This is a genomic window from Halomonas sp. KM007 (genome assembly GCF_050709225.1).
Lineage (GTDB): Bacteria > Pseudomonadota > Gammaproteobacteria > Pseudomonadales > Halomonadaceae > Vreelandella > Vreelandella hamiltonii.
Map to the genome: position 1 here is coordinate 3,367,054 of NZ_CP136131.1, position 14,556 is coordinate 3,381,609.

Genomic DNA, 14,556 nt, shown 5'->3' on the forward strand with positions numbered 1-14,556 from the left:
TTTCCGTCAGTTTAAAAGACTTCTTCGTTATGCAGCGCTTCGGCGGCACCCAGCAGGCCGGTCCACGGGTGGGTCACGATCCACACCGGGATATCGGCGTTGTAAGCGCCCATGCGTCCTTTATTGACGAAGCTTGCGCGCAGCTCGCACTTGGGCAGCCAGTCCAACAGGCGGGGCAGAATACCGCCGCAGAGATACACGCCGCCGCGCGCACCCATGGTCAGGGTGGCATCACCGCAGACGTCACCGAGGATTTTCAAAAAGCGCAGCAGGGTGGCCGTGGCCAGGGCGTCGCCCTGATTGGCCGCCTGGGTCACCTCGGCCGGGGTTTCGCAACGTGGCGCTTGGCCTTCCAGCGCGCAGTGGGCCTGGTAGAGTTCCAGCAGCCCCTGGCCGCACAGGATGCGCTCTACGCTGACCCGCTGGTGGCGCTGCAGGAAAACATCCAGCAGCGCCCGCTCGGTGGTGTCGGTAGGTGCAAAGGTGACGTGGCCACCTTCGGTGGGCAGCGGAATCCAGGCGTGCTGGCCGGGAAACACCCCGGCCACGCCCAGCCCGGTGCCCGGGCCGATGACCAAGCGGGTCGAGTGCGACTGGGCTTCACCAGGCTGCACTTCGACGAGGTTGTCTTCGCCCACGTGGGGCACGCCCAGCGCCTGGGCAGTGAAGTCATTGATGACCTTGAACAGCGACAAATTCAGCGCCTGCTGAACGTCGCTTTTCATGAAGTCCCAATGGTTGTTGGTCATTTTCACCCGCTCGGCATGTACCGGGCAGGCGAAGGCCAGGCAGGCTTCTTGGGGCGCGTTTTCGCCTGTGGCGCCTACCCGAGCGAGGTAGTCTTGAATCGCCTCGATCACGCCGGGGTAATCGGCGCAGGGCAGGTTAAGAATGTCGTGGGGCGTGACCTCGCCCGGCGTGACCAGCGCCAGGCGAGCATTCGTGCCGCCAATGTCCCCGATTAATGCCGGTCGCATCAGGCGTCCTCTTGAAAGATCTGACCTTCCTGGCGGGCCAGGTCATCGGCTTCGAAGCCCCCCAGCGAACCGGCACCCTCTTCGCCGCGCATTGCCAAGTGGCGGAAGCCCGAGAACAGCTCGCGGCCCAGGCCCACATGGTAGTGATCCAAATTGGCGACAACGAGCTCACGCTCGGCCCAGGTGGCGGCGTCTACCTTGGCTTCCAGCGTACCGGCGTTGGCATCCAGGCGCACCACGTCGCCATCGCGCAGCTTGGCCAGCGGGCCGCCGTCGAGCGCTTCCGGGCTCATGTGGATAGAGGCGGGTACTTTGCCCGATGCGCCGGACATGCGGCCATCGGTGACGAGGGCCACCTTGAAGCCACGGTCCTGAAGTACGCCCAGGAACGGTGTTAGTTTGTGCAGCTCGGGCATGCCGTTGGCTTTGGGGCCTTGGAAACGCACGACGACGATCACGTCGCGGTCCAGCTCGCCCGACTCGAACGCCGCTTTCATCTCGTTTTGGTCTTCGAAGATCTTCACCGGCGCTTCGACGATGCGGTGCTCCTCGGCAACGGCCGAGACTTTGATGACGCCACGGCCCAGGTTGCCTTTCATCACGGTCAGGCCGCCGGTGGGAGCGAAGGGTGTCGCGACCGGGCGCAGCACTTCTTCGTCCAGGCTGTTTTCCGGGCCTTCGCGCCAGACCACTTTGCCATCTTCCAGGAAGGGCTCTTGGGTGTAAGCGGTCAGGTCGGTGCCAAACACGGTGGGAATGTCACCGTGGAGCAGGCCCGCGCCTAGCAGTTCGCGGAACAGGTAGCTCATGCCGCCTGCGGCCTGGAAGTGATTGATGTCTGCTTGGCCGTTCGGGTACACCTTCATTAGGCTGGGGGTGACCGCTGACAGATCGGTGAAGTCATCCCAGTTCAGGGTGATGCCCGCCGCTGCCGCCATGGCAATCAGGTGCATGGTGTGGTTGGTCGAGCCGCCGGAGGCCAGCAGGCCGACCACGGCATTGACGATGGCGCGCTCGTCGATCTGCTTATAGAACGGGCGGTACTCGCCGCCGGGTTCGGTGTTGCGAATGGCCTGCTCGGTGGCGTAACGGGTCAGCGCTTCGCGCATCTCGGTGCCCGGGTTGACGAACGAGGTACCCGGCAGGTGCAGGCCCATCACTTCCATCATCAGCTGATTGGAGTTGGCGGTGCCGTAGAAGGTGCAGGTGCCGGGGCTGTGGTAAGAGTCGGACTCCGCCTGCAGTAGTTCTTCGCGGCCTACTTTGCCTTCGGCGTAGAGCTGGCGAATGCGCGCTTTCTCTTTGTTCGGCAAGCCGCTCGGCATCGGGCCTGCGGGGACGAACATGGCGGGTAGGTGACCGAAACGGGCCGCGCCGATGAATAGTCCGGGAACAATTTTATCGCATACGCCGAGGTAAATGGCGGCGTCGAACATGTTGTGCGACAGCCCCACCGCAGCGGCCATGGCAATCAGGTCACGGGAGAACAGCGACAGTTCCATGCCCGGCTGGCCTTGGGTTACGCCATCGCACATGGCGGGTACGCCGCCCGCAAACTGTGCAGTGGAGCCCATGGCTCGCGCTGCCGCCTTGATGGTTTCCGGAAAGGTTTCAAACGGCTGGTGGGCCGACAGCATGTCGTTGTAAGACGAGATGATGCCCAGATTGGCGCTGTTCATCAGCTTCAGGGCATCTTTTTCCTGGGGGCTACAGGCAGCAAAGCCGTGGGCCAGGTTGCCGCAGGAGAGCTCGGCACGATGCACGCCACGCTTGTGCTGGTCGGCCATGCGGCGCTCGTAGAGAGCGCGGCGCTCGGCAGAGCGTTCACGAATGCGTTGGGTGACTTCCGCGACCTTGGGATGAAGGACTGCGGGGGTAGAACCAGACGTTGAACCAGGCATAGAAACCTCTGCATGAGTAGAGACGGTGAAAGTATCTTGTAGTTATTTTACATTTTATGGCGCCAATAATAGAGACCTTACGGCAATAAAAAGCCGATTTATAGCTTAAGTTGTAGTTTTATTACCCGAAAGGATGAGTCGGATGATCCCGGCGTCCAGCCCATGATAGCTAAAAAGCGCTCATGGGCCGAACGCGCCTGCTCAGGACTCGACCTCATCGCTGCTGATATGGAACAGCATGGCATACAGGGTGGGTACGGCAATCAGCGTCAGCAGCGAGGCAAACGCCAGGCCGCCCATGATGGTCACCGCCATGCTGTTGAAGAAGGCGTCGGCCAGCAGCGGCAGCATGCCAAGGATAGTGGTGCCAGCGGCCAGAAAGACCGGCCGCAAGCGGCTGACGCTAGCGTCCACCAGTGCAGAAAAGCGCGCCTTGCCCTCCTTGATCTGCCCGTCGATCTCGTCCACCAGCACGATGGCGTTTTTCATCAGCATGCCCGACAGGCTGAGCATGCCCAGCAGGGCGGTAAACGAGAAGGGCAGGCCGGTTACCAGTAGGCCAATCACCACGCCACACACCGACATGGGCACCACCAGCCAGATGATCAGCGGCTGCTTGAGCTTGCCAAACAGCAAAATCGAGGTCAGCAGCATCACCAGCAGGCTGATGGGCAGCTGCTGGGCCAGCGCCTCCTTGGCATCGCCGGAATCCTCGTGTTCACCTCCCCAGCTCAGCTGGTAGCCCGGTGGCAGCGTCATGGCCTCGAGCTCTTCGCGAATGCCGTCGAAGGCTTGGGCGGCGGTATAGCCCTCGGCGGGGTCGGCCCCGACGGTCAGCGTACGCACCCGGTTGCGGCGTTGAATCAGTGCTTCCTCGCTATCGGTATCGAAGGAGGAGACCACCTGACTGATGGGCACGAAGCGCTGCTGCGCGGCGCTCCACACGTTGCGGTTTTCCAGCAGTGCCACATCGTCCCGCTCGGCCGCCGGGGGGCGAGCGACGATGGGCAGCAGGTGCTCGCCTTCACGGTAGGTGCCTGCCCGAATGCCCGACGAGACAAACTGCAGGGTCTGGGTGATGTCTTCACGGCTGACCCCGGCAATGCGGGCGCGCTCCTCGTTGATGCGCGGCCGCACTACCAGCTCCTGCTGGCGCCAGTCGGTGCGCTGGTCGATCAGGTAGGGGCTGTCGGCCATGATGCGCTGGGCCTGGTCGGCCAGCGAGCGCAGCACTTCCGGGGAGGGCCCCTGAAAGCGCGCTTCGATGTCCGCGCCATCGCCCGGGCCAAATTGCAGCCGCTGGGTGCGTACCTGCGCGCTGGGAAACGCTTCGTTCAGCTCTCGGTAGAAGCGCTGGTCCAGCGCGGGAATGGCGTCCAGGTCTTCGGTGCGCACGATGAACTGGGCATAGGCGGTGTTGGGCTGCTCCGGAGCGTAGGTGAGCATGAAGCGGGTAGCGCCCTGGCCGATGAAGCTGGCCACCGATACCACGTCCTCCTGCTCCAGGATATACGCCTCGATATCGGCGGCGTAATCGGCGGTCGAGCGAATGTCGGTGCCCTGGGGCAGCTCCACATTGACGAAGAACAGCGGCGTGTTGGAGTCCGGAAAGAACGACTGGGGAATCAGGCTGAAGGCCCACAGGCACACGGCGGTGATCAGCACCAGCGCGCTGACGGTGACGATGCGCATGCCCAGCGCCAGCAGCAGCACCCGGCGATAGGCGCGATAGAGCAGGCCGCCGTACAGCTCGCGCTTGCTGGGCTCGTCGTCGTTCTCGTTTTCGTCCTGGCGCTCGTCTGCTTGCTGCTCGTCAGCGGGCTGATCCTCGTCGTCGCCTTTCTGGCGCAGCAGGTAGTAGCCAAACAGCGGGGTGACGGTGATCGCCAGCAGCCAGCTCAGCATCAAGGATACCAGGATGACCATGAACAGCGAGTAGAGAAATTCGCCGGTGACATCGTCCGACAGGCCAATACCGGCAAAGGCCATGATGCCGATCACCGTGGCGCCCAGCAGCGGCAGCTGGGCACGCTTGGCGGCGCTGCCTGCAGCCTCCTTGGCGCGCTGGCCGCGCTTGATGTTGGTGACCATGCCTTCGGCGACCACGATGGCGTTATCCACCAGCATGCCCATGGCGATGATCAGCGCCCCCAGCGAGATACGCTCCATCTCGATGTTCAACAGCCCCATGAACAGCAGGGTGCCCAGCACGGTGAGCAGCAGGGTACTGCCGACCACCACACCGATGCGCCAGCCCATGGCCAGGCACAGCACCCCGATCACGATGGCCACCGACATGGCCAGGTTGAGCAGGAAGTCGTTGATGGCATCGTTGACCACATGGTGCTGTTCGTAGAGAGGATGCAGCTCTACGCCCAGCGGCAGGCGGCTTTTCAGCTCTTCCATGCGGGCTTCGACGGCTTCGCCTACTTCGATGATGTTGTCGTTGGCGGCGCCCGCAATGCCGAGCGTGAAGGCATCTTCGCCGTTATAGCGAATCAGCTGGTTGGGCTGGTCGCTGGGCTCGCGGTAGACGGTGGCGATATCCACCAGCGACACCTGCTCGGTGGTGCCGGGGCGGCCGATGCGAATGGCTTCGATCAGCGCGGTGCTGTCAATGTCGCTACGCGCTACCAGCCGCACCTGGCGTTCCCCCACTCGCAGGCTGCCCGCGTCTTCCACGGCGTTTTCGGTCTGGATGGTGTTGATGACCTGATCGATGGGAATGCCCAGGGTGGTCAGGCGCTCGTTGGAGATGTCGATGTAGATGGTCTCTTCCCGCTCGCCTGCGGTGGTCACCCTGGCCACGCCGGGTACTGCCAGCAGCTCGCGCTGAAGAAACGTCGAAATATCGCGGATCTCCCGCGTGGTGAACCCATCGGCCGTGACCGCATAGAAGAGGCCGTACACTTCACCGAAATCGTCGTTGACTTGGGAGCCCAGCACCCCCTCGGGCAGGTCGCCCTGGGCATCGTTGATCTTGTGGCGCAGCTCGTCCCAGATTTGCGGCAGTTCGTGGCTGCGGTAGCTGGCGTGGACCTCGACCTGTATTTCCGAGCGCCCTGGTAGCGACTTCGACTCGATGACGTCGATCTGCTCCATCTCCTGGATGGCGCGCTCCAGACGTTCGGTGACCTCTTCTTCCACTTCCACGGCGGTGGCGCCGGGGTAGGGCGTGTTGATGATGGCGTTGGGGATGGTGAAGGCGGGGTCTTCCAGTTTGCCCACCGTATTGAATCCCCAGATACCGCCCAACAGGCAGATCACCACGATCAGCCAGGTATTGAGAGGCCGTTCGATGGACAGCTTGGCGATGTTCATGGCGGCTCCTAGAGGGCGTTATCCAGCGGTTTGACGCGCATGCCGTCGCGCAGCAGGTGTACCCCGGCCGCCGCAATCGACTCGCCAGGCTGAACGCCTGCCACCAGCATCACGGCGTCGTCGCTCAGCTCACCCACGGTGACCTCCCGGGGCGATACCGTGCCCTCGTCGGGGTCGTAGACCCACACGCGAAAATCACCGCTCTCGGTGGTGTCCAGGGCGCTGGCTGGAATCATCATCACCCCGGACACCAGCCGCTCGGCGGGTTCGATGAACACGGTGGCCGTGGTGCCGGGCAGCGCCACCAGGTGCTCGCCTTCGGCGGGCGCGAACTCCACCTGATAGGTCTGGGCGACCTCGTCGGGCTCGGTGATGTGTTCGCGGTACTCCAGCGCAATGCGCTCGCCGGGCAGCGTAGCGATCTCGGCTTCGGCGTTGAAACCGTGTTCGCCATCGAGATGCTGCATCAGCGCTTCGGGCACGTTGATGCGAATGCGCAGCTCCGAGATGTCCTGAATACGGACGACTTCGGCATTGGGCGGCAGCGTGGTGTGGTTTTCCACCAGGCGGCGGGCAATCAGCGCATCAAAGGGCGCGTACAATGAGGTGTAGGCCAGCTCCTGGCGGGCGCTCTCCAGCTGGGTAGCGGCCAGCTCGGCATCAGTGCGGGCCGCTTCCAGCACCGAGGCGGAGACGGCGTTATGGCGATACAGATTTTCCTGCCGCTGCAGATGCTGGCGGGCCTGGGACAATTCCGCCTCTGCGGCGCGCACCTGCAGAGCGTAATCGGTTTGATCGAGCTGGGCGATCAGCTCGCCTTTGGCCAGCGTGGTGCCCTGTACGGCTGGAAAGGTGGTCAGGCGCCCGCCCACCTGAAAGGCCAGATTGACGGTGCTCACGGCATCGACGCGACCCACAAAACGACGGCCCGAAAAGGCCTGCTGCTGGCCAGTCTCAAACAGTTTGACCACCTGAGCCGGAGGCTCGGGGGGCTCTTCGGCGTCTCTGCAACCTGCCAATAACGTCACGCATGCCAGCAACCCGGCCAGAGTGGGTAGCCACTTCCCCTTGCGGATGAACCTCATTCAATGCCTCCCTGCAAGTCAATGGGGGATCACGGTGGTGTGATGTATCCCCTGTTTCGTTAGTCTCCTATAATAGGTACTCTTAGCCACTTCGAACAGGTGTTTGGTTAAACGCCGCCCTAAATCGGTATTCACCCGAACTGCAAGGATGATCAGCGTGCACAGGAATCGCCCGTGGGGCCCCCGCCTCAAACCGTTCACCACTGCCTCGGCGCTGGCCTTGCTGCTGGCAGGCTGTGCGGTCGGCCCGGAGTATCAAACGCCCGACATTGAGCTGCCGGAGAGCTGGCCTGCCCATATCACTCTGGAGCAGCAGGCCCGTGACGACTGGCACCGCTGGTGGCAGCGCTTCGAAGACCCGGCGCTGAACCGGCTGGTCGAGCGCGCCAGCGAAGACAATCTCGAACTGGCGATTCAGTTGGCGCGCATTCGCGAGGCCCGGGCCCAGCTGGGGTTTGCCGATGCCGAGCGCTTTCCCACCGTGGGCTATCAGGCCGAAGCCAACCGTGAGCGCACTCCGGGGGCGGCGCTGCCCATCGATGTTCAGCCCGTGCAGGAGCTGCTGACCTCCACCAACAACCAGTACTCCCTGGCCGCCAGCCTGGAGTATGAAATCGACCTGTGGGGGCGGCTAGCCAACCAGCGCGCTGCGGCCATGGCCGCCCTGCAGGAGAGCCTGTTTGCCAGAGACGCCGCCGAGCTGGGCGTGATCGGTGACGTGGTCACCACCTACGTCAGCCTGAAAAGTGCCGAAGCCCAGCAAGCGCTGATGGAGGAGACCCTGGCCGCGTACCAGGAGACCTATCGCCTTCAGGCGCTGCGCTTCGAGCATGGCGACATCAGCGAACTGGAACTGCGCCAGGCCGAAGCCGAGTGGCGCAACCTGCAGGCAGAGCTGCCGTCGCTCAAGCAGCAGGTGGAAACCCTGCGCGGGGCCCTGGGCACGCTGGTGGGCATGTCCCCTGATGAGCTGCTGACTACCCTGGACACCGGCACGTCGCGGCTGGATGACCTGGCCCAGCCGGTGGGCATACCTGCCGTGATGCCGTCGGCGATGCTCCAGCGCAGGCCCGATATTCGCTCGGCAGAAGCGGCGCTGATTGCGGCCACCGCCCAGATCGGCGTGGCCGAGGCCAACCGCCTGCCGTCGCTCAATCTCAGCTCCTTTTTGGGCACTGCGGCCGCCAGCACCAGTGATCTGTTCAGCGATGTGGCCCGCACCTGGGGCGTCGGGGCCTCGGTGATGGGGCCGCTGTTCGACTTCGGTCGTAGCCAGTCCGGGGTGGAAAGCGCCGAAGCGCTGGCCGAACAGGCCGAAGCGCAGTATCGCCTGACCGTGCTGACCGCTTTCAACGAAGTGCGCGATGCGCTCTACAGCTACGACTTCAGCGAGCGACGGCTGGCCGCCATCGACGAACAGCTGGAGGCTGTTGCTCGCACCCGGGAGCTGGCCGTGCTGATGTACGACCAGGGGCAGGTGAGCCAGCTGGAGCGCCTGGACGCCGAACGCAACCTGCTCTCGGCCCGTTTGGCCCAGGCCGGTGCGCGCCGTGAACAGCTGGCGGCCACGGCCACGCTGTTCAAGGCGCTGGGGGGTGGCTGGCAGGAAACCCCCGTTTACTGATTGCCGGTACGGTAACCACAGCCCGGGCGGCTCCGCTGGCCGCCCGCATCTGTTACCATGCTGCGCTTGCGATCACTTCATCTCTGGTTTTGCTGCCACTGGAGCTGCCATGCCTCTCTGCGCGTCCTCTGCTGCCGCTTCTGACTCCCTTGCCGCTTACCCCTGGCTGCCCGACATCGGCCCTGTCGATGCCGCCGCCGCTGAGCGCACCCGTGCCTACCTTGACACTTTGACCAAGCCGCCCGGCAGCCTGGGCAGGCTCGAAGCGCTGGCGATTCAGCTCAGCGCTATCACAGGCAGCGCCCGCCCTCGGGTGGATAGCCCCGCCGTGGTGGTGTTTGCCGCCGACCACGGCGTGGCCGCTGAAGGCGTGTCGGCGTTTCCCCAGGAGGTGACCGCGCAGATGGTCGCCAACTTCGTTCAGCAGGGCGCGGCCATCAACGTGTTTGCCCGCCAGCTGGGCGCTCGGGTGGACGTGGTGGATGTCGGGGTGGCGTCGCCGCGACCGCTGCCGGGAGCCACCGATGCCCGCGTGCGTTCGGGCACGGCCAACATGCTGCACCACGACGCCATGCCGCTGGACGACGCGCGCCAGGCCATGCAGGCCGGCATGGCAGCGGTCGAGCGGGCCGTACAGGCGGGGGCCAATGGGCTCATCGTGGGCGACATGGGCATCGCCAACACCACCGCCAGCAGCGCCATGCTGGCGGCGTTGCTAGGGGTGCCCGCCGCCCAGGTGGTGGGGGCGGGCACCGGCATCGACAGCACCCAGCAGGCCCACAAGGCGGCGGTCATCGAACGGGCGCTGGCCAATCGCCAGGCGAATCCTGACGACCCGCTGGAGGTGTTGTGCAAGCTGGGTGGCCTGGAAATCGCCGCCATGGCGGGCGCGTACCTGGCGGCGGCGGCCCACCGCCTGCCCGCGGTGGTGGATGGCTTCATTGCCACGGTGGCGGCCTTGACCGCCTGCCGCATGGCCCCGGCACTGCGCGACTACCTGGTGTTTGGCCACCGTTCGGCGGAGCCGGGCCACGCCCTGGCGCTGGAAGCCCTGGCGGCGCAGCCGCTGCTGGCCCTGGAAATGCGCCTGGGCGAGGGCAGTGGGGCGGCGCTGGCTTACCCGCTGCTACAGGCCGCTGCCGCCATGCTCAGTGACATGGCCACGTTCTCCCAGGCGAGGGTGAGTGGCAAGGCACCATGAGCCTCGACTTGCTGAGCCTGCCCGCTCTGGCCGGATGGGTCGCGCTGGCCATCGTCATCGATTTGATCGTGGGGGACCCGCGCGCGCTGCCCCACCCGGTGGTGATCCTCGGCAAGGCGATTAGCGCCCTGGAGCACCGCTGGAACCATGGCAGCCCCCAGCGGCGGCGCCTGTTGGGCGGGTGCCTTACCCTGGTGGTGGTGCTGGGCACCTTTTCGGTGGTCTGGCTGGGGCTTGCGCTGTTGTCGTGGGTGCACCCCTGGCTGGGGCTGGCCGCCGAGCTGTGGCTGCTGGCCACCACGCTGGCTATCAAGGGGCTGGCGAATGCCGGGCGGGCCATTGCCGCCCCGTTGCGGCAGGGCGACTTGCCCGCTGCGCGGCAGGCGCTTTCCAGAGTGGTGGGGCGTGATACCCAGGCTCTGGATGAAGCCGAGATTACCCGGGGCGCGGTGGAAACCGTGGCGGAAAACACCGTCGATGGCATTACCTCGCCGCTGCTGTTTGCGCTGCTGGGAGGCGCGCCGCTGGCGCTGGCCTACAAGGCCGTCAATACACTGGACTCCATGGTGGGCTATCGGAACGAGCGCTACGGCGACTTCGGCTACGCCTCGGCCAGGCTGGACGACCTGGCCAACTGGCTGCCTGCCCGGCTGACCGCCTTATGCCTGTGGCTGGCGGGCGTGCTGTATGGGGTGTTTCACCGCTCACCTCTGCGCTGGCGGGGCGCCCTGGCGGCCACCTGGCGCGAGGCACCCCGCCACCCAAGCCCCAACGCGGGCTGGCCCGAGGCGATGGTGGCGAATTTGCTGGGCGTCCAGTTGGGCGGCACCAACGTCTACCAGGGGCAAGTATCACACCGGGCCACGCTGGGCACCGCCCATGATTTACTGAAAGCCAGCCACATCACTACCACGATTTGGCTGATGCACGGGGCTTGGTTGATGTTCTTCCTGCTGCTGTGCCTCGTGATGGCTACGGTGGCCTGGTGATGCGCGACCAGCCCGGCAACCTTCCTCTCGACCATTGGCCAAGCCACGGTGGCCAGGCCGCCGCGCTGCTGCAGCGCTTTGGCCTGCCTGCCGACCATCCGCTGGAAGATATCAGCGCCAACCTGAACCCGCTGGGCCCGCCCGACTGGGTAACCGGCTACCTGGCCCAGCGCCTGGCTGGGCTGGGCCGCTACCCCGAGCCGGACTACCGCGCCGCCAGGCAGGCGATTGCCGAACACGCAGGCGTGGAGCCGGGGCAGGTACTGCTCACCAATGGCGGCGCGGAAGCCATCTTTCTGGCGGCGGCGCACCACGCTGACCAGCAGGCGCTGATCGTCACCCCCACCTTTGGCGAGTACGCCCGGGCCTGCAACGCCCACGGTGTGCGCATCAGCGAGCTTGGCCTGTTGCCGGGCACCTTCGACCCGCCCGCGGCCGCGTTGCTGCAGGCGGCGGCCAGCGCTGATGTTGTATTCGTTTGCCGCCCCAACAACCCCACCGGCACGCTGCTGCCCGTGGCGCTTATCGAGGCGCTGCTGGACGCCTTGAAACCGGGGGCCTCGCTGGTGGTGGATGAAGCCTTCATCGACCTGGCGTTGGAGGCTGCACCGCTGACCCCGCTGCTCCAACGCTACCCGGCGTTGATGCTGCTGCGCTCCATGACCAAATTCTTTACCCTGCCGGGCCTGCGGCTGGGCTACGTGCTGGCCGATGAGGGGCGTATCGGCCAGCTTCAGGCGCAGCAACCGCCCTGGAGCGTCAATCATCTGGCCGCCGAACTGGTGGCGCCGCTGCTGGCGGATGAGGGCTTTGCCCGGCGTACCCACCAGTGGTTGGCCCGTGAGCAGCCGCGCATGGGCGCTGCCCTGGCCGCGCTGGGGTTGGAGGTGGTGCCCAGCCACAGCTGCTTTCATCTGGTGCGGCCTGGGGCCGCTCAGCGGCAGCGGGGCATTTCCAGTATCGTGCTGCTTGAACGCCTGCTTCACCAAGGTATGCTGGCGCGACATACCCATGGTTTTGCTGGCCTGAAGGGTGGTTGGCTAAGGCTGGCACTGCGCGATGGTGTGACCAATGATCGGTTGTTAAAGGTGCTGAATGATTGTCTTTGTTAGTGGAGGGGCTCGGTCGGGCAAGAGCCTGGTGGCGGAGCAGTGTGTTCAGCAGTACGCCGACGGCAAGACGTGTTACTACGTGGCCACCGCCGACATCTACGATAGCGAAATGGCCGAACGGGTAGGCCATCATCAGGCCCGCCGCGCCAACCACTGGGTCACCCTGGAAGCTCCGCTCAACATCGAACAGGCCGTGGCCCAGGTGCCCAACGGCCATGCCGCCCTGTTGGACTGCCTGACCCTCTGGGCCAGCCAGGTGATGTTCAATACTCAGGAGGACGCCGCCCCGGTCAGTGAAACGGAAGCCTTTGCGCTGTTGGTGCGTGCGCTTCACGATGCCCGCCGCCGGGGGGTGACGCTGGTAGTGGTCTCCAACGATCTCAACGAAGCGCCCTTGCCTGCCTCGGCAGAGGTGTGGCGCTACGTGGAATTCCTGCAAAAGCTGCACCGTTGGCTGGCGGCCCAGGCCGACCGGGTGGTGGAGGTAGTGGCCGGGCAGACCATCGAATGGAAGGCGGCTGGCGCACCATGAAAAATGCCCTGTACGGCATGCTGCTGGCGCTGCAGTTTCTGACGCGCCTGCCGATCCCCGTTGCCTGCCCCTGGACACCGGCCACTCGGCGCTGGGCCATTCGCGCCTACCCGCTGGTGGGCCTGATGGTGGGAGCGCTGCTAGCCTGTGTCGCCCTGCTGTTGGGCCAGTGGCAAACCCCATCGCCCATCACGGCGCTGGTGCTGCTTAGCCTGTGGGTGGCCATTTCCGGTGGCCTGCACCTGGATGGCGTGATGGACCTGGCCGATGCGCTGGGCAGCAACCAGCCCGTGGCCCGCCGATGGGAGATCATGAAAGACCCGGTGGTGGGTAGTTTTGGCATGCTGGCGCTGGTGTTTCTGCTGGCCTGGAAAGGGGTGCTGCTATGGGCGCTGGTGCACTATCAGGCGCCGCTTGGCTGGCTGGCGGTGGCCCCCGCGCTGGGTCGGCTGGCGGGGGTGGCCCTGCTGGTGCTGACGCCCTGTGCCCAGCCCAGCGGCCTGGCCTTTAGCTGGCAGCAGTCGCTGGGCCGAAGGGACGTGGTGCTGGCCCTGCTGCCGCTGCTGGTCGGGGCACTGTTCATGCCGGGGCTGTGGGTCTGGCTGGTGGCCACGGCCTTGTGGGTCGTGCTGGTGCGTCAGGCGCTGCTGCGCTTATTTCACGGCATCAACGGTGACATGGTGGGTGCCACTATCGAAGGAGGAGAGCTTTGGCTACTGGTCTTGATGTGGAGCTGGTGGCAGTTCGCCACGGTATAACATCCTGGAATCTGGAGCGTCGGTACCAGGGGCAGCGCGATATCCCGCTGCTGTTCCCGGACGCGGAAGCGGGCCTGCTGGCCCTGCGTGACGCTTTGGCAAGCGAGCGTTTCGATGCCATTCATGCCAGTGACCTGGGCCGCTGCCAGGAAACCCTGGCGTGGTCACAGGCGGCCAAGCCCGGCATGCCGGTGTACCGGGAGCCGCGCTTGCGAGAGCTGGATTTTGGCGAGTACGAAGGAAAGGTTTACGATGAACTCAAGGAGCTGCCGCACTACCGCGCCTGGATAGACAGCGCGGGCGAGCTGCAGATACCCGGCGGTGAGTCGTCTGGCCAGTTGCGTGAGCGCCTCGATGCCTGGCTGGAAGAGGTGGCGCAACAGGCGCGCGAACAGGGCCATCGCAAGGTGCTGGTGGTGACCCACGGCGGGGTGATTCGTGAGCTGCGCCGCCGGTTCGAAACGCTGGATTTCTGGGCGGGCATCGTCCATCAGGCCCAGGGCCGTCGCTGGCAGCTGACCTATCAGCCCAACGATGCAGGCAAAGGAGAGTGGCAATGCAACTGTTCATCGGCGGTGCCAGCGCAGGCAAGCGAGACGCAGTAAAACAGCGCTTTCCCGGCGCGGTGTGGTGGCGCTTGGCGCCGGGCCAGCGCTTGCAGGAAGTGTCCCACGTCATGCACCCCGGCACTCCGCTGGTGCTGCATGGCCTGTTCGAATGGCTTTCGGCGGCCATTCACTCCGACTTCAGCAGCGACGAATGGCGCGCCCACTGGCGCGAAGATCTGCAGCGCCTGGACGAGGCAGCGGCAGGCCAGCACGCCACCCTGGTGGTGATTGCCAACGAGCTGGGCCGAGGCCTGGTGCCCATGGCCCGGGACCAGCGCCGCCTGAGGGACCTCAGCGGTTGGTTCACCCAGGACGCCGCCGCCCAGGCAAGCCAGGTTTGGTACGTGCGCCATGGGCTCGTGCAAGCGCTGAAAAGCACGGCATAAAGCACGTCATAAAGTCCGACATAGTGCAGCATGCCCCGCCTGGCCAAAATTGACCTGATTAG

General features: G+C 65.1%; 12 protein-coding genes. 8 read left to right on the forward strand and 4 right to left on the reverse strand.

All coding sequences use genetic code 11. The annotated features are described in order from the left end of the window. Window positions 1–11: 11 nt before the first annotated feature. From glk to RVM27_RS15975, 4 genes are all read right to left on the reverse strand, one after another. On the reverse strand, window positions 12–977 hold the full coding sequence (gene glk, locus RVM27_RS15960) for a glucokinase (protein WP_498956977.1): 966 nt from the start codon (window positions 975–977) through the stop codon (window positions 12–14). Beyond that, window positions 977–2,878: an IlvD/Edd family dehydratase gene (gene edd / locus RVM27_RS15965; protein ID WP_498956978.1), complete on the reverse strand. Its 1,902-nt coding sequence runs from the start codon at window positions 2,876–2,878 to the stop codon at window positions 977–979. Before edd ends, glk begins: the two co-directional genes overlap by 1 nt. Window positions 2,879–3,079: 201 nt before the next feature. Beyond that, window positions 3,080–6,199: an efflux RND transporter permease subunit gene (locus tag RVM27_RS15970; protein WP_498956979.1), complete on the reverse strand. Its 3,120-nt coding sequence runs from the start codon at window positions 6,197–6,199 to the stop codon at window positions 3,080–3,082. Between the two features lie 8 nt (window positions 6,200–6,207). Then, window positions 6,208–7,284 (reverse strand): efflux RND transporter periplasmic adaptor subunit, encoded by a 1,077-nt coding sequence (locus RVM27_RS15975; RefSeq protein WP_498956980.1) that lies wholly within the window; start codon window positions 7,282–7,284, stop codon window positions 6,208–6,210. Between the two features lie 148 nt (window positions 7,285–7,432). Here RVM27_RS15975 and RVM27_RS15980 point away from each other — a divergent pair, with 148 nt between their 5' ends. The 8 genes from RVM27_RS15980 (at window position 7,433) to RVM27_RS16015 (ending at window position 14,494) form a co-directional block, all read left to right on the forward strand. Then, window positions 7,433–8,908, forward strand: coding sequence for an efflux transporter outer membrane subunit (locus RVM27_RS15980; RefSeq protein WP_475317045.1), 1,476 nt, complete (start codon window positions 7,433–7,435; stop codon window positions 8,906–8,908). Between the two features lie 109 nt (window positions 8,909–9,017). Continuing rightward, window positions 9,018–10,109: a nicotinate-nucleotide--dimethylbenzimidazole phosphoribosyltransferase gene (gene cobT, locus RVM27_RS15985; protein ID WP_498956981.1), complete on the forward strand. Its 1,092-nt coding sequence runs from the start codon at window positions 9,018–9,020 to the stop codon at window positions 10,107–10,109. Beyond that, window positions 10,106–11,098: a cobalamin biosynthesis protein CobD/CbiB gene (gene cbiB, locus RVM27_RS15990; RefSeq protein WP_498956982.1), complete on the forward strand. Its 993-nt coding sequence runs from the start codon at window positions 10,106–10,108 to the stop codon at window positions 11,096–11,098. The genes cobT and cbiB overlap by 4 nt, the downstream gene beginning before the upstream one ends. Continuing rightward, on the forward strand, window positions 11,098–12,210 hold the full coding sequence (cobD, locus tag RVM27_RS15995; RefSeq protein ID WP_498956983.1) for a pyridoxal phosphate-dependent aminotransferase: 1,113 nt from the start codon (window positions 11,098–11,100) through the stop codon (window positions 12,208–12,210). Before cbiB ends, cobD begins: the two co-directional genes overlap by 1 nt. Further along, window positions 12,194–12,742, forward strand: coding sequence for a bifunctional adenosylcobinamide kinase/adenosylcobinamide-phosphate guanylyltransferase (locus RVM27_RS16000; protein WP_081192009.1), 549 nt, complete (start codon window positions 12,194–12,196; stop codon window positions 12,740–12,742). The genes cobD and RVM27_RS16000 overlap by 17 nt, the downstream gene beginning before the upstream one ends. Further along, window positions 12,739–13,500 carry an adenosylcobinamide-GDP ribazoletransferase gene (locus RVM27_RS16005; protein ID WP_498956984.1) on the forward strand — a complete coding sequence of 254 codons (762 nt, stop codon included), beginning with the start codon at window positions 12,739–12,741 and terminating at the stop codon, window positions 13,498–13,500. Before RVM27_RS16000 ends, RVM27_RS16005 begins: the two co-directional genes overlap by 4 nt. Next, window positions 13,452–14,105, forward strand: coding sequence for a histidine phosphatase family protein (locus tag RVM27_RS16010; protein ID WP_170919403.1), 654 nt, complete (start codon window positions 13,452–13,454; stop codon window positions 14,103–14,105). Before RVM27_RS16005 ends, RVM27_RS16010 begins: the two co-directional genes overlap by 49 nt. Beyond that, complete coding sequence (locus RVM27_RS16015) at window positions 14,057–14,494, forward strand: bifunctional adenosylcobinamide kinase/adenosylcobinamide-phosphate guanylyltransferase (protein ID WP_039179601.1); 438 nt, start codon at window positions 14,057–14,059, stop codon at window positions 14,492–14,494. Before RVM27_RS16010 ends, RVM27_RS16015 begins: the two co-directional genes overlap by 49 nt. Window positions 14,495–14,556: the final 62 nt, after the last annotated feature.

Excerpts from the sequence above, each read along its gene's own strand:
- RVM27_RS16005 (WP_498956984.1), top strand. The coding sequence starts at position 12,739 with ATGAAAAATGCCCTGTACGGCATGCTGCTGGCGCTGCAGTTTCTGACG.
- cbiB (WP_498956982.1), top strand. The coding sequence starts at position 10,106 with ATGAGCCTCGACTTGCTGAGCCTGCCCGCTCTGGCCGGATGGGTCGCG.
- cobD (WP_498956983.1), top strand. The coding sequence starts at position 11,098 with ATGCGCGACCAGCCCGGCAACCTTCCTCTCGACCATTGGCCAAGCCAC.
- RVM27_RS16000 (WP_081192009.1), top strand. The coding sequence starts at position 12,194 with ATGATTGTCTTTGTTAGTGGAGGGGCTCGGTCGGGCAAGAGCCTGGTG.
- glk (WP_498956977.1), bottom strand. The coding sequence starts at position 977 with ATGCGACCGGCATTAATCGGGGACATTGGCGGCACGAATGCTCGCCTG.
- RVM27_RS16015 (WP_039179601.1), top strand. The coding sequence starts at position 14,057 with ATGCAACTGTTCATCGGCGGTGCCAGCGCAGGCAAGCGAGACGCAGTA.
- RVM27_RS15980 (WP_475317045.1), top strand. The coding sequence starts at position 7,433 with ATGATCAGCGTGCACAGGAATCGCCCGTGGGGCCCCCGCCTCAAACCG.
- cobT (WP_498956981.1), top strand. The coding sequence starts at position 9,018 with ATGCCTCTCTGCGCGTCCTCTGCTGCCGCTTCTGACTCCCTTGCCGCT.
- RVM27_RS15970 (WP_498956979.1), bottom strand. The coding sequence starts at position 6,199 with ATGAACATCGCCAAGCTGTCCATCGAACGGCCTCTCAATACCTGGCTG.
- edd (WP_498956978.1), bottom strand. The coding sequence starts at position 2,878 with ATGCCTGGTTCAACGTCTGGTTCTACCCCCGCAGTCCTTCATCCCAAG.
- RVM27_RS15975 (WP_498956980.1), bottom strand. The coding sequence starts at position 7,284 with ATGAGGTTCATCCGCAAGGGGAAGTGGCTACCCACTCTGGCCGGGTTG.